The organism is Bacillus sp. FSL M7-1345 (assembly GCF_038006985.1).
GTDB lineage: Bacteria > Bacillota > Bacilli > Bacillales > Bacillaceae_G > Bacillus_A > Bacillus_A cereus_U.
This window is the reverse complement of the sequence record NZ_JBBOWG010000001.1, coordinates 4,348,190-4,363,041: the sequence shown is the minus strand read 5'-3', so window position 1 is coordinate 4,363,041 and position 14,852 is coordinate 4,348,190. Positions and strand designations below refer to the sequence as shown.

Genomic DNA, 14,852 nt, shown 5'->3' with positions numbered 1-14,852 from the left:
ACTTCGCCTCTATTTCTTAATAACGCTTTCGGCAATTTTTGTATTGACGAGCGCTTCATGTGGAACTTCTTTTTGTAATTCACCAGCTTCTTTCATAATCGTTTGGAGCTGTTTCCATTCTGCATCATCTAATAATGGATTTGTTGCATATGAATGTTGTTTTTTGTAGCGCTCAATTACTTTTACTGAAATGTCTTTTGAAGTGTCTTTAAATAGTGGTGAAACGGCATCGGCAATCTCTTCTGGACTATGTGTATCAACCCATTGCTGCGCTTTATATAGTGCACGCGTGAATTTTTCTGCCGCAGCTTTATCTTTCTTTAAGAAACTTTCTTTTGCCATAAACGTTGTATAAGGAACAGTACCAGATTCAGCTCCGAAAGACGCGACGATATAACCTTTTCCTTCTTTTTCAAGTATACTTGCAGTCGGTTCAAAGAGCTGTACAAATTCTCCTGTACCAGATGCAAAGGCATTTGCAATATTAGCAAACTCGATATTTTGAATTAAGTTCGTATCTTTGTGAGGGTCAATGCCATTTTTCTTTAAAACGTATTCTCCAACCATTTGCGGCATGCCGCCTTTACGCTGTCCTAAAAATGTAACGCCTTTTACGTCGTTCCAATTAAAAGAATTTACTTTTTTACGTGAAACTAAAAATGTGCCATCTGTTTGTGTAAGCTGCGCAAAATTAATGACAGGATCTTTTGCTCCTTGTTGATGAACATAAATCGACGTTTCTGAACCAACGAGCGCAATATCAATTCCGCCAGATAAAAGGGCGGTCATCGTTTTATCTCCGCCAGCTGTTGTTTGTAAGTCAATATTTAAACCTTCATCTTTAAAAAATCCTTTTTCAATTCCAACATATAATGGTGCGTAGAAAAGAGAGTGGGTAACTTCGCCAACGCGAATTTTTTGCGCTTGTTCTTTCGTACTTTCCTTTGTACTACTACAAGCAGCGAATGTGAAAACAGCTAGTAACATGATGCAAAAAACGGTTATTAATTTTTTCACTATATGACACCTCCTAGAAGTCAATCTACAAGCATAATATGTAGGTAAGTGCCCATATGTGAGGATATATAGCAGGAATTTTTTGGGTAGTAAAGAAGTACAAATATAAGGGGTGATAAAATGGATTACGAATACGATGATAGCGTACATTTACATCTTGATTATTTCGGAACTGAATGTGATATGGAATCGATTGCCTATAAGAGGAAGCATGAAGACGTGTGGGATGTGTATTTTAATTTCGGAGTATACGGTATTCAAAAAGATGATGTAGGGGCAGGAATGTTTATGGACGAATATGCCGGTTATTACGTTTTTTCTGTACATGCTCGTGATTTGAGCTGGGAATTTGGAAGTGCTCAGTTTGAGGAATGGGTCTTGAAGAACCATATAGTAGAAAGAACGCTTCAAAAATAGGGAGGAATTTCGTGATTTGATTTCTCATATTATTGTTTATTTGCCTAAATGGAATTTACATCATGCAAGTGCTCACTTACCGATTTGCAAAGAAAAATATTCATAAATACAAAAGATTGAAATTGGTTCATATGTGGTTAGATATGACTATGAAAAAGGATCCGAGATTAGATTTTTTGATTTTATCTTTATAGTAATCGTAAGTATCATATGGAAAATATGGATGCTTCCTCTTATATAGTAAACATGCTAATCATTTCATCATTTTTCCCGTTCATAATAAATAACGAAAAGAACCTGTGAGGGTTTATCAAGACCTAAATTGTAAAAAGTCATAAAAAATAAAGTGCGATACATATTAGACATGACCAATATGTATCGCACTTTTACTTCATGTTCAACAATCGCCCCGATTGTTGAACAAGTAAGGGTATCGCCAGCATTTCGGAAAAAAACGCGCTAAGCAAAAAATACAATAAGCCGCCCATATGGACAGCTCATTTACATAATTATCGTTATCAGAAGTAAAATTTAACTCGAAAATATCTAATTTTATCAGTTGTTGAATGTCTGAAAAAAATCAAACCAATGATATTGTTGAGATCTTTTGGTAACTTCTTGCTGTGATGACTATCATAGTGACTTTTTCTCCAGCAAGCACTATTAGTGGCTAATTACCATAAGGACTTATTTTTGAAATTTGCTATTTTTTAGAAAGTATGTTAATTTAAGAAAGACCTATTTTTGTTCGGTTTGAGATTAAGAATAAATTTTGTTTTTCGTCTAAGGTATTTGAGCAAGGGTAGTAACATATGTGTGGGTATCCATACTAGGAGGCAACAATTATGGAACAAGGTAAAGTAAAATGGTTTAATGCAGACAAAGGTTTTGGATTCATCGAGCGTGAAGATGGAGAAGACGTATTCGTACATTTCTCAGCTATCCAAATCGACGGTTTCAAATCTTTAGACGAAGGACAAAGTGTAACGTTTGAAGTAGAAAAAGGACAACGTGGCCTACAAGCTACTAATGTTCAAAAAGCTTAATATTAGCTGATGAAAGACCCTCTTGTAGGGTCTTTTTTTTGATTTTGTTACAATATTCCAAATGCAACTTTTTTAAGGGGATTTGGGGTGCTTAACTTTTAATGAAAAAGAAGATGTTAGAAATCATAATTTTAGCATTATGGGCTTTTTCTTTTAGTTATCTTGCAATTATATTAGGAATACCAAAAAACGGATTATATATAGTCGTAGGATTTCCAATCTTATTTGTTGGTGGACTTTTGATTGTGCATCTATTTCAAAATAAGAATGAAAATGGAAAATAACTTTGTTTGATTGTATATATCATACACGTCTAGTTAACATAATGACCTATTATCGGTAGCAAGAAAAAGGCGGATTCCTACTCTTACAAGGAGTCCGCCTTTTTCTTTTTATATGACGCTATACATCTTTTTATACATTTCTATTCTAGCGCGCCTTTTGGCTTCCCCATGGTTCCCTATGTCTTCCGATTTTTTGTATAAAATCTTGCATGCTCTTAGCGTGGTTTTTTTCCGAAATGCTGGCGGTACCCCATGCCCATCAAGCTAAGGTTTTGAAGTACCCCCTAAATGAAAATTTTCTTTCTCTATAGTTATTTATTTTGAGAAGTCAGCTCATTTTTTAATTTTAGGGGGTATTTTGTTTTATTAGGTTGATAGCGATGGGACTGTACCCCGTTAATAACAATTAGTAAAATTTAATTAAAAAAATTGTGAATTTTTTATAGTTTTTTCTGTATTGTTTTACATGTTTCGTGATTTGAGATAGTTTCTGCAACATATAAGGTTCTTTAATTATTTTATCGTTTTTAGACAGAAGACTTTTATTTTAAAGATCTGAAGGTATAAAAGATAAATTTTGTTAGGCGTAAGTATGAGTAAATTGGTATAATATAGTAATATAAGTAGAAGGTGGAAAATCTGATGTTAGTAAATCGGGCATACAAATTTCATATGCATCCAAATACGTATTAATAACATTTCCCTCTCTGAACATAAAACTATACACATACTATGATAGATAATATAGGCGTTATTCTTATTATATTGCCCTAAAATAATCAAACCAGGTTATTCGAAGAAAGGAGTGGAAATATGAATATTGGTGAACGTATTCGACAAATCCGTATACATAAAGAATTTACGCAAGGGGAATTAGTATCAGAAATATGCTCTATAACGTATTTAAGCAGAATTGAAAATGGACAAATTAAACCTTCTGTTTCTTTTTTAGAAAAGGTCGCTAAAAAGATGGAAGTTGATTACAATTTTCTTGTAGATGCAGATTATGGGGATATAGAACCTATGCTCCTTGGAATATGTAATAAGTATAAAAATGATAAAATTATAAGTGAAAAAGATTTATCTTCTTTAGAACTGTATGTTCGTGATATAGACTCTATTCTTTTATTATTAAAGGCTTATGGTGTTTTAATATACTATCATTCCCGAAATAATAACTTAGTATATGTAGAAGCAATTGTAAATCAGGCTGTGCAAGTTATTCCAAATCAAATAGACCTCCAGTATACTGAAGATTATATATATTATTTAATGGCTCGAGGTTATTATTTTTATAATAAACAAGATTATATGGCTGCACATGAAATCTACGTGAAGATAGAGAGTTTACTTGATCTAGAAGAAACTACTCAACACGCCAGTGTATATTATAATCTGTGTCTTGTAAATAAAGCGCTGTATAAAGATAAAAGCATTAGTCGTTTGTATGCGCAGAAAGCTTACAAAATATTTTTGAGATTTAATATAAAGAATAAAGTAATAGATACTTTGTTAATGCTCGCAATACTGTATGATTTAGATGGATTATATGACAGGGCTCTTGAATGCTTACAGCAGGCAGAAAGTAGGTTGGAAAATAAAGGAGATTCTATGTATTCACCTATAATCTCGTATAATTATGGGAAAATTTATCAAGGTTTAAAAGACTATACTAATGCTATTAAGTACTATGAAGAATGTTTGCAATTAAGTGAGTTTCTCGAACAAAAACATCAAAAGGTATACGCATTACGAAGCTTAATAGAGATTCATATAGAATTTAAAGATTGGAAAACTGTTAATAAATTTATGGATGAAGCGTTTGATTTATTATCAATTTTTGATGTACCTTACGCTAATGTTCAACTATATGGATTGAAGGGGAAGATATCTAAATTAAGAGGAGATGATTATGGATATGAAAAACAGATGCAAAAAGCAATTGAAATTGGTTTAGAAAAGAAACAATATCCTTTAGTAAGTGAACTGTCTCATGAACTAGGAGACTATTTTTTTGATAATCGCGCTTATAAAATGTCAGCAAAATATCTAAAAATATCAATTGAAAATTCGACGAATTAAAACAAACTAAAAATACATAGATAGAGGGAGATTAATCAAGGATCTTGGTAATGATATCCGCAATATCCCCTCTATGTGATTCTGCAGTAATAGTAGGTATTGGATTAATATAATTTAACATAAGATAAATCACAAATAAAATTGGTTAAATAGGTAACTTGTTTTTATAAAAAAAGGAATTATAAATCAAAATTTTTTACTAATTCCGTGTAACAAAGGACATCCATTAGTATTTAAATTAACAAAGCAACTACTACTGGAGATTGGAATTATGAAAATTAAAAAAATTTATGTCATTCTTACTACAGCTATTATGTTATCCGGTATTTCTTTATTTGAAAATATAACTAGTACAGATACTACACAAAATGTAGCTGCACAAACTAGTATAGAAGACATCTCAACTTTCTACGCTGATATTCAACCAGGTGCTGATTAATTAATCCCCCCATATTCAAGATTTCCTTCAAATACATACCCTTATTAAATAATCCATAGATAAAAAACAGGCGGAAAGTAAGTTCCACCTGTTTTTTTTATTATATTAACTTTGCTTTAAACGAAACTAAGTAGTTAATTTTATTTTCAACGATAGCAATATTTTTATTTGTACAAGGTTAAATCCTATAGAAACTTTCCTGAATTACAAAACATGTAAAATAATATAGAAAAAAACAACAATAATTTTAAATATTTTTAACTGAATTTTACTACTTGTTATTAACATAAATTAACACGTATATTTTAGGTACAGAAAGTTAGACAGCAAGGAGGTGGTTAATCTGATGCTAGAGACAAAAAGTTCTATAGATATGATAAACAATATAAATTATCATTTGGATCTTGGTGGGAAAAATAATCAACGTTTAAAAAACTTTTCAAATGAACAAGACGTATTGCCATATCATGTTTACAAACAGCAATTGAATAAACAAGCATCCCAAAAAGAATCGATTAGTCTAGCTCAACCATTTATTCATATTAATACCTTAGCACAAATTCTATATGAAGCATTTCACAATCAAATATTTACAGCTTTGGCACCTATTCTATTTGTTTTTCAACCGAATATTGTAACTGGTATATCTACCCCAGGTGCTTATGCAATAGATTTTTATAATGATTATTTTATTCATTTAAAAGACATCAATGTTCAAGAATTTAAGGCTGGAATAGGTGAAGAAAAAGGACCTATAGCTATTGGATATATGATAAACCAAAGCGAAAGCATTCAGCATTCAAAAGAATTTATGTATCCAAAGTTACAGGACCAAACTACAGAGTGTATGTTAGCCTTACAAAAGCAATTGCAGATACATGGAGAGTTAGAAGAGCAAATTCAGCTATCATTTGATTTCAAGAAAATAATGATGCCTTTAATCGTCTTACAATGGATTAAACAGACAGCTTTATATTAAAGGAATAAAAAAGGTTGGTGATGTTGGAGATAGAAGGCAACATAAATTACCTTCTATAACATCTAAACCTGTCACCAATCTTTGTTAATGAAATTTGAAGTACTCTAATATTTGTTTTCTGAACATTCTAAAAAGATGGTTACTATGTCTAAAAATGAAAAATTAGCTAAATTACGTAATCAAGAATTTGATACAAAAAAATTAATTGGTGCAATCGATGAAGATGAATTGAAAAAAATAGCGGGTGCCGGAGATGTGCCTCCAGAGTCGTGTAATTGATTTAAAATTCTAACGTCAGGTGGTTGATATGATGAATAATCAAGTTTTAAATATTAAAGGTTTGCATAAAAAATATAAAGACAAACATGTTTTAAAAGGGATTGATTTAACTATAAAAAAGGGTGAAATATTTGGATTATTAGGCCCGAATGGCGCGGGTAAATCTACATTTTTTAAAATCATTTTAGGATTGATAGAGGCTGATGAGGGAACTGTAGAAGTATTGGGAATGGATATACAAAAGAATAGAATAGAAATCTTATCTAAAACAGGTTCATTAATTGAAGCTCCAACCTTTTACGAGCATTTATCCGGATACGAAAACTTGTTAATTGCTTCTAAAATGAAAAATGTTCATGATAAAGAACATATAAAAGAACTTTTGAATTTATTTAAACTATATGAGGATCGAAATCGTGCTTTTAAAAAATATTCTCTTGGTATGAAACAACGTTTAGGATTAGCTGCTGCTTTCATAAATAACCCTGAATTATTAATATTAGATGAACCTACTAATGGCTTAGATCCACAGGGAGTTTATGAAGTGAAAGAATTAATAAAAAAAGCTCCAAAAATGTTTAATTCTACCATAATCCTTTCAAGTCATATTTTAAGTGAAGTGGAACAAATGGCTGATCATATCGGGATTATTCATCATGGAGAAATAAAGTACCAAGGTTTATTATCTTCTTTACAAAATAAACAATCATTAAATATTGTTGAAATTAGTGTTAATAATATGACTCTTACTGATAAATTACTTGAACAATCCAATTATACATTCAATGTAAATAATAACATCTTTAGTATTGAATATAACGATGAAAAATCACTGAATGATATTCAACAACTATTAGTAACGAATCAGATTTTTATTCAATCTTTCCAAACCAAAAAGCAAAATTTAGAGGAAGCATATTTAGATATTGTTGAACAAGGTGCTGTAAGTGTATGAGAAATGTATTAGCCACTGAGTATATAAAATATAGAAAAAGTCATTTTTGGTTTTTGGTTATCTTAGGACCTATTATACTTGCATTAGGTGAATTTGCTGGACTAAATTACTATAGTAATTCTCATACTATTAAATTAGAAACTATATTCGGTATAAACTTGCAAATTTTAAAATACATATTAAACTTTTTTATGGTGTTTATTATAGCTAGTGTAAACAATGTTGAATATAAAAATTCTACGTGGAAAAGAACATTTACGTATCCAGTACAGAAATTTAGTGTGTATATAAATAAGTTCCTTGTTGTTATGGTTGCTCTTATTATTACAACCGTAATACATATGATTTGTACAGTGTTATTACTTCCAGGTTTAGGTGTTTCTTTAGATGCGGTTTCCATGCAGCATTTGTTTGTTTTTACGTTATATCCATTTCTTATTAGCATCCCATTTTGCGCTTTGGCGTTCATTATATCCATTAATGTATCGAATCAATCAGTGATCGTTGCACTAGCTCTAGCTTCGTATCTTTTCGGCGATATATTAAGCTCAACTAAGCTTTGGTGGTTTCCTATTTCATATCAAATCTTATATTTTCCAATCAATTATGTGAATAATCTAGATGTTTTTAATACGTTATGGTCATACGATAAATGGTACATGCTAGCAGGAATTCCTATTACTATTCTTATTTTAGGAATTGGATACATCTTATTTATTAAAATGGATAATAAAAACTAACAAAGGAGATCTCAAATGATAAATTTAATTTATTCCGATTGGATAAAAATAAGAAAACACCCACAACAAATTACATTTTTCATCTTAGCACTTTGTCCGATTATATATTCAATGATTATGTATACTAAATTCGTGGTAGGAGAGTATAATCACGGTTTGGATAATTCATGGATGGGCGTATGGATGTTTATATCTTTTTTCTATGTTGGTTTTTTTCTCCCTGTCATTTCAGGGATGGTAACAGCCTTCTTATGTCAGTTTGAAAACAAAACCAATTGGAAAATAATGCATCTATCTCCAAATACTAATTTTAAAATTGTTTTATCTAAATTTGTATCTAGTGTGTTATTATTTTCTGCAATACACTTAATAGTTTTAATGAGCTTGTATGTATCAGGAATGTATTTTGATTTTACAGATCCATTTCCTTTAGAATTTATGATTAAAGTATTTTTAATTTCTGTTGTTGCGACATTTCCTCTTATAATAGTGCAACTCCTATTATTCTTATTTATAAAAACATCTATCACTTTTACATTTGTTAATATAATCCTATCTTTAATCGGTTTATTTCTTTTTTCAGAAGCAAAGTGGGGATTTGGATATTTATGGTCTTTACCATTCAAGTCTATAGAATTAGTTGATCAAGTTATATTATCTATTGCTATATTATTGGTATCAATAGTTGCATTTACCATTGGTATGATTTTAATTACAGTACGTTATGTAAAATCATTGAGAAAGACAGTATAGAAAGAGAAATGGCCCTTAGAGGGACCTGATAGTATCCCAGTTAGGTAAACAGCAAAAAAAGGCTCAGCAACAGCAGTCTGCACAACAAGAGAGAACACAGAAACAAGAAAAAACAACACAAGCAACTGGTGGGAAGCCGACAAGATCACAAATTTCGGTTGGTTCACATGTAGTTATTCAATTAGATAAAGATTATAGTAAAACAGTGAGTGGTGTTGTGAAAGATATTTTAACAAATACAGAAACACATACGTACGGAATTAAAGTTCGATTACAAGATGGACAAATTGGCCGTGTGCAAAGTGTTGGGTAATGAAAAAGAGATTTCCTTTCTTAGGAAATCTCTTTTTTTCATTCGGTATGTACAAGAGGTAACAGATGATATTATACGGAGGGTGTACATGAGAAGACGTTGTGTACATAATATGTTATGTTTATATAAGTAATATTTTATTACGGTGCGGGGTGAAATTAATAAATAGAAAAGAGGGAATGAATTGAGGGGTAATTTTTCATTTCATCAGCCAAGAAGAAGTATATTAATTTCAGCGATGTTAAGTGGTCTAGTAACCCTATATGTAGTACCCACAATTTTCTTGATTTTAAAATATTTTAGTTTAGATACGATGAAAGATATGTTAAATCAAAAAATTGTTTTAAGTATAATGACAATTTTGATGTGGATTGTACTATTGTATGTTGCGTATTTGAATAAAGATATAGTTAATAAATTTAAACCGATTATTAGGATTTATATTAGAATGTTTTTAGTAGCCAATGTGGTTACTTTGCTTTTTATTTTTACGCAAAATAATATGGATTTCGTAAATACACTGAATTGGATTTACAATTATAACGCACAGTTTATATTTAGTTTAATTGTAATTTATGCGATATATATTTTTGTGTATAACGTGCTTGGGAAAGTTTTTTTGAGTACTATCTTGACAAGCATTTTGCTAATCATTTTGGCTATTGTAAATCACTTTAAAATTGTTTTTAGGGGAGACCCACTATATCCTTCTGATTTTACACAGATTGGACATATGCAATCTGTTATACCAATGGTGATGGATTATTTTAGTTGGGGTTATATTCTTCTCGTTATTGTAAGTGTTGTTGCCTGTATTTTAGCGGGTATGTATATAAGGAAATATATTCAAAATGTAAAAGTTCATGCAGGCGTACGAGTTCTATTTATAATAGGATCCGTTTTTGTTTTATATGCGTATGGTAATTTTACGAATACGTTTATGAATAAATGGTTTCAAAAGTCAGGTATAGAGTTCGTTTTGTGGAATCAAAATGAAAATTATGCTTCGAATGGTTTTGTGCTAGGCTTTATAAGTAATTTGGATACGACAGTCATTGAAAAGCCGAAAGATTATTCAAAAGAAAATATGCTTCAAATAGCAAACGATATAAAAAAACAATATAGCAGCAATATAGGGGCGCAGAAGCAAAAAGAGAAACCGAATATTATTTTTGTAATGAGTGAATCGTTTTGGGACCCAACGAAGTTAACGAACCTGTCCTTTAGTGAAGATCCTTTACCTAATTTGCATCATTATATAGAAAGTTTTCCTGGTGGACAAACTATTTCTCCTACATTTGGAGGAAATACTGCGAACGTTGAATTTGAGGTATTAACGAGTTATTCAATGAGTTTGTTAAAACCAGGCTCTATACCGTATCAGCAAGTTGTTACAAATAAGAAAGAAATTCCATCTATTACTCGAGAGTTAAAAAAAGAAGGGTATTACACAAGTGCAATTCATTCATTTGGTCGCTCATTCTTTAAACGGGATGATGTATATAGAGTGTTAGGCTTTGACAAGTTTAATGCGCAAGATACGATGGAGAATGTAGAAGTTGATGGAGATTATATTAGCGATTTATCTATGAGTAAAGAGATAATAGCTGAATTAGAGAAGCAAAAACAACCTACTTTTATTCATGCGGTTACGATGCAAAATCATTTTCCATTTACAGAAGGAAGATTTGGCGAAAATCAAATAGAAATTAGTGGTTTAGAAAATGAAGAATCGAAGGCTGAATTAGAGACTTATACAGAAGGTTTAAGACGTTCAGATGAAGCTCTTCAATATTTAATAGAGGAGCTAGATAATTTAGATAGACCTACATTATTAGTATTCTTTGGGGACCATCTTCCGTCGCTAGGAACAAATAAATCTCTTTATAAAGAGAATGGGTATATAACGAATGAAAAAACGCCAAGTGAACGATTAGCGATGGCGCAAACGCCGTTATTAATGTATGCAAATTTTGATATGCCAAATGACAATTTAGGTTTAGTAAGTCCAATTTATTTTTCAAATCTTGTCTTTGATTATGCTGGATTAACTAAGGTACCGTTCTATCAATTTTTATCGAAGTTATATGAAGAAATTCCTGTACTTCGTGACGAATTGAGGATAGGAAAAGATGGAAAAGCAATAAAAAGTTTAACAGAAAAACAAAAAGAAATGCTAAAGCAATATGAGCTTATTCAATATGACTTACTCGTCGGAAAGCAATATAGTAAGGATATATTATTTAAATAAGCGAAAAAAAGAACTTGTATACGATACAAGTTCTTTTTTCATAGTATTTAACGGGATAACCAGACAAGCTAGGTTTAGGGAGTATTACTTGTACATTTAGTATAAATTAAAATAGAATCGGTTTAATAATTGATTTGTGAGAAGTGTGTGAATTTTTCGTTTGGTATATAATTGGATAATTTGTTTAATGCGTAAAAAAACTCTTTAAGGTTTCTAAGAGTTTTTTTATCTAGATATATATTGAAATTTCAGGAAAATCAGTTGCAATAAAGTTGTGTGGTAATTTTTAAAAAAGAATTTGCCATTTTGGCAAATTCTTTTTTGTTGAGGAGGCATTGTTAATTTGTTATGAGTTTATAAATTTAATAAGTTCTTTATTCAATTCATCCGCTTGATCGATTGGAGAGCCATGACCGCTATTTGTAAGAGGATATAGCTCAGAGTTTTTAATGCGTTCTTTTGTTAACTCAGCACTTTTGTAAGGGATGAGTTGGTCGTGAACACCGTGGAATATTTTTGTTGGGACGTTAATTTTACTTAAGTCCTTCGTTACGTCTTCGTTTGCAGCAGCTTGCAAAATTTTGATGAGAGCATAAGAAGCGGACTGCATACCGAGATAAGAAAACCATTCTAACGTGGCAGCTCCTAAGTTTCTATTAAAAAATGATAAAGATACATCATTAAGAAATTTAGGTAAATTCGCATACATTTGAGCAATCAGGGCATCTGCTTGCTCTTTCGGTACGCCGTAAGGAGATTGTTGGTTTTTTACGAAAGAGGGGGAGACGGCATCAATTAATGCAAGTTTAGAAATACGGCGACCGTTATATCGTGACATGTATCGAATAGAAAGAGCACCGCCGACTGAGAAACCAACTAACGTAGCATTTTCTATTTGAAGTGCTTCTAATATAATTGCGATATCATCAGCTAAACGATCATAAGTGTAACCAGTCCATGGTTTATCAGACTGTCCGTTTCCTCGTATATCCATGGCGATGCAGCGGAAACCATGTTGTGGTAAGATATTAAATTGATATTGGTACATTTGATGATTTAAAGGCCAGCCATGAACGAAGAAGACAGGTTTACTTCCAGGGCCTGGGTTAATATCCTCAACAAAAATGTGTACATCTTTTTCCACTGTAACGAACATGATGTACCCTCCTCATGTATTTTAATAGGCTCTTTCCCAAAATCGCTGTTTTGTCATTGCCTGAATAAATTCATTCGCAAGTAAGGTAGGGGTTTGTTCTGTTATAACACCAGGTTTTCCTTCGATGTTTAAAGATTGAATAATAGTAGTTCCATTTTTGAAAGCACCAATTGGCTTAAAGTGATTATATGATTCTACGACAAATGAACTTGCTTTGTTAAGAAAATGATCATCAATATTTCCGCCAATAAGAAGTAGCCCATCGTAAAGAAGCGGTGATCCTGTTAAGAAAGTATCATTCACTTCCCACTTTACATTTTGAGAGCCTTGCACAAAACCTAATCGTTCGGAAATAATAACGGGCTGAAGACCGGCTTGTTTGAATTGATTTATAATATATTGTGCGTTTTGACCGTCATATCCGTTTGCGACAATGACGCCTACTCTTAATGTATTTGGGCTGAATGTTGTATGTTCCATACTTAGTGCTGGTGAGGATTTTGTAACATTTGATTCTTGAACATTTGGCACTGTTGCCCCGACTGCTTCAGCTACTAAAGTAGCTAATTCTGTACTTATATGACCAATCATATCTACGACTTGTTGGCGAACTGATTTACTTTTTACTTTTCCTAATTCAAAGGAGAAGGCCTGCATAATATGGATTTTTTCGACGTGGCTCATACTATTCCAAAATAAACGGGCTTGTGAGAAATGGTCTTTAAAACTAGCGGCTGTTTCTCTTGTTTTATGTCCGGAAACAGTAGAAGGATATGTAACGAAACCGCCTTTCGTACCAGGTACAGTAAAGGGAGAGTTATTAGCTAAAGAGTTATTATGGTAAGCGACTTTTCCTTTATCAATTATATATTTAGACGCACCATCTCTTTGATTGTTATGAAAAGGACATACAGGGCGGTTAATCGGTAACTCTTGATAGTTTGTACCGACGCGGGCTAATTGCGTATCTGTATAAGAAAAGAGTCTACCTTGTAAGAGAGGATCATTTGTAAAATCGATACCGCGGACGATGCTTCCAGGGTGCAGTGCGACTTGTTCTGTTTCCGCAAATACGTTATCAACGTTCCGATTTAACGTCATTTTTCCGATGATTTTAACAGGGAAGTCTTCTTCCGGCCAAATTTTTGTTGCATCTAATATATCAAAATCGTATTTAAATTCGTCCTCTTCTTCTAAAATTTGAACGCCAAGTTCGTACTCAGGGTAGTTTTCAGCATTAATATTTTCCCATAAATCACGGCGATGGTAATCCGGATCAGCACCGCCTAGTTTTTGAGCTTCATCCCAAATTAACGAGTGAACACCAAGCTTAGGCTTCCAGTGGAATTTTACGAATCGTGACTTTCCGTGTTTATTAACTAAGCGGAATGTATGAACGCCGAACCCTTGCATCATTCGAAAACTTCTCGGAATTGTACGGTCAGACATAATCCACATCATCATCGCAGCTGATTCTTGATTATTGGCGATAAAGTCCCAAAAAGTATCATGTGCTGTTTGTCCTTGAGGAATCTCATTATGTGGCTCTGGTTTAAGAGCATGAATAAGATCCGGAAATTTAATACCATCTTGAATGAAGAAAATCGGGATGTTATTACCCACTAAATCGAAATTTCCTTCCTCTGTATAAAACTTAACAGCGAATCCTCGTACATCTCGGTTCGTTTCATTTGCACCTTTTGATCCTGCAACTTCAGAAAAACGAATAAAAATAGGTGTCTTTTTAGATGGGTCTTGTAAAAAATGAGCCATTGTTAAATCTTCTAAAGAATCATATAGCTCAAAAACACCATGTGCTCCGTAACCGCGAGCATGAACGACTCTTTCAGGAATTCGTTCACGGTCAAAATGAGCGAGTTTTTCTCGCATCAGGAAATCTTCTAAAAGTGTAGGGCCACGATCGCCGGCGGTTAAAGAGTTTTCATCATTTGAAATTTTGACCCCCGTATTCGTCGTCATCTCTTTTCCTTCATTGTTTTTCGTAAAGGATTGTAACTGTTCTATCTTCTTATTTTCACGACCATCCATATAAAGCACCTCCCATATTATACGTATTATTGTTCATGGTTTTTATGCTTACATATGGTCTGAAGAAGTATATTATCTATGGATTGATTTTC

The 14,852-nt window shown here is 32.2% G+C and carries 13 protein-coding genes and 2 pseudogenes; 12 read left to right on the top strand and 3 right to left on the bottom strand.

Annotated features, from left to right (window positions below):
* Positions 1-9: 9 nt before the first annotated feature.
* The gene (locus MHB76_RS22800; protein ID WP_133059536.1) at positions 10-1,017 is read right to left on the bottom strand and encodes an ABC transporter substrate-binding protein; all 1,008 of its coding nucleotides are present in this window, start codon (positions 1,015-1,017) and stop codon (positions 10-12) included.
* A gap of 120 nt (positions 1,018-1,137) precedes the next feature.
* On the opposite strand from MHB76_RS22800, the gene MHB76_RS22795 reads away from it, so the two are divergent.
* From MHB76_RS22795 to MHB76_RS22740, 12 genes and pseudogenes are all read left to right on the top strand, one after another.
* Positions 1,138-1,434: a DUF3986 family protein gene (locus MHB76_RS22795; RefSeq protein ID WP_002112440.1), complete on the top strand. Its 297-nt coding sequence runs from the start codon at positions 1,138-1,140 to the stop codon at positions 1,432-1,434.
* Positions 1,435-2,279: 845 nt separating this feature from the next.
* Entirely contained in the window at positions 2,280-2,480 is a 201-nt protein-coding gene (locus MHB76_RS22790) for a cold-shock protein (protein WP_002160121.1), read from the top strand.
* Positions 2,481-2,581: 101 nt separating this feature from the next.
* On the top strand, positions 2,582-2,764 hold the full coding sequence (locus tag MHB76_RS22785) for a hypothetical protein (protein ID WP_033714597.1): 183 nt from the start codon (positions 2,582-2,584) through the stop codon (positions 2,762-2,764).
* Positions 2,765-3,577: 813 nt separating this feature from the next.
* A complete protein-coding gene (locus tag MHB76_RS22780) occupies positions 3,578-4,846 on the top strand; it encodes a helix-turn-helix domain-containing protein (RefSeq protein ID WP_340987742.1) in 1,269 nt (422 codons plus the stop codon).
* Positions 4,847-5,117: 271 nt separating this feature from the next.
* Positions 5,118-5,285, top strand: coding sequence for a hypothetical protein (locus MHB76_RS22775; RefSeq protein WP_002160125.1), 168 nt, complete (start codon positions 5,118-5,120; stop codon positions 5,283-5,285).
* A 346-nt stretch (positions 5,286-5,631) separates the two neighbouring features.
* On the top strand, positions 5,632-6,264 hold the full coding sequence (locus tag MHB76_RS22770) for a hypothetical protein (protein ID WP_002160126.1): 633 nt from the start codon (positions 5,632-5,634) through the stop codon (positions 6,262-6,264).
* Positions 6,265-6,408: 144 nt separating this feature from the next.
* A pseudogene (locus MHB76_RS22765) lies at positions 6,409-6,534 on the top strand (class II lanthipeptide, LchA2/BrtA2 family); the annotation flags it as partial.
* A 37-nt stretch (positions 6,535-6,571) separates the two neighbouring features.
* Positions 6,572-7,498: an ABC transporter ATP-binding protein gene (locus MHB76_RS22760; RefSeq protein ID WP_002160127.1), complete on the top strand. Its 927-nt coding sequence runs from the start codon at positions 6,572-6,574 to the stop codon at positions 7,496-7,498.
* Positions 7,495-8,238, top strand: a complete 744-nt coding sequence (locus tag MHB76_RS22755; protein ID WP_078173929.1) for an ABC transporter permease — start codon at positions 7,495-7,497, stop codon at positions 8,236-8,238. The genes MHB76_RS22760 and MHB76_RS22755 overlap by 4 nt, the downstream gene beginning before the upstream one ends.
* Positions 8,239-8,253: 15 nt before the next feature.
* Positions 8,254-8,991 carry an ABC transporter permease gene (locus MHB76_RS22750; RefSeq protein WP_002160131.1) on the top strand — a complete coding sequence of 246 codons (738 nt, stop codon included), beginning with the start codon at positions 8,254-8,256 and terminating at the stop codon, positions 8,989-8,991.
* Positions 8,992-9,037: 46 nt separating this feature from the next.
* A pseudogene (locus MHB76_RS22745) lies at positions 9,038-9,304 on the top strand (YwbE family protein); the annotation flags it as partial.
* 184 nt (positions 9,305-9,488) lie between these two features.
* A complete protein-coding gene (locus tag MHB76_RS22740) occupies positions 9,489-11,555 on the top strand; it encodes an LTA synthase family protein (RefSeq protein WP_340987738.1) in 2,067 nt (688 codons plus the stop codon).
* A gap of 346 nt (positions 11,556-11,901) precedes the next feature.
* Here the strand turns inward: MHB76_RS22740 and MHB76_RS22735 are convergent, their stop codons facing one another.
* Both MHB76_RS22735 and MHB76_RS22730 read right to left on the bottom strand, forming a co-directional pair.
* Positions 11,902-12,711: an alpha/beta fold hydrolase gene (locus MHB76_RS22735; RefSeq protein ID WP_002160133.1), complete on the bottom strand. Its 810-nt coding sequence runs from the start codon at positions 12,709-12,711 to the stop codon at positions 11,902-11,904.
* 21 nt (positions 12,712-12,732) lie between these two features.
* Positions 12,733-14,760, bottom strand: a complete 2,028-nt coding sequence (locus MHB76_RS22730) for a catalase (protein ID WP_016106433.1) — start codon at positions 14,758-14,760, stop codon at positions 12,733-12,735.
* Between the last annotated feature and the right edge of the window lie 92 nt (positions 14,761-14,852).

Coding starts and splice junctions, on each gene's coding strand:
- MHB76_RS22785 (WP_033714597.1), top strand. CDS start 2,582: ATGAAAAAGAAGATGTTAGAAATCATAATTTTAGCATTATGGGCTTTT.
- MHB76_RS22730 (WP_016106433.1), bottom strand. CDS start 14,760: ATGGATGGTCGTGAAAATAAGAAGATAGAACAGTTACAATCCTTTACG.
- MHB76_RS22750 (WP_002160131.1), top strand. CDS start 8,254: ATGATAAATTTAATTTATTCCGATTGGATAAAAATAAGAAAACACCCA.
- MHB76_RS22755 (WP_078173929.1), top strand. CDS start 7,495: ATGAGAAATGTATTAGCCACTGAGTATATAAAATATAGAAAAAGTCAT.
- MHB76_RS22780 (WP_340987742.1), top strand. CDS start 3,578: ATGAATATTGGTGAACGTATTCGACAAATCCGTATACATAAAGAATTT.
- MHB76_RS22735 (WP_002160133.1), bottom strand. CDS start 12,711: ATGTTCGTTACAGTGGAAAAAGATGTACACATTTTTGTTGAGGATATT.
- MHB76_RS22795 (WP_002112440.1), top strand. CDS start 1,138: ATGGATTACGAATACGATGATAGCGTACATTTACATCTTGATTATTTC.
- MHB76_RS22775 (WP_002160125.1), top strand. CDS start 5,118: ATGAAAATTAAAAAAATTTATGTCATTCTTACTACAGCTATTATGTTA.
- MHB76_RS22790 (WP_002160121.1), top strand. CDS start 2,280: ATGGAACAAGGTAAAGTAAAATGGTTTAATGCAGACAAAGGTTTTGGA.
- MHB76_RS22770 (WP_002160126.1), top strand. CDS start 5,632: ATGCTAGAGACAAAAAGTTCTATAGATATGATAAACAATATAAATTAT.
- MHB76_RS22760 (WP_002160127.1), top strand. CDS start 6,572: ATGATGAATAATCAAGTTTTAAATATTAAAGGTTTGCATAAAAAATAT.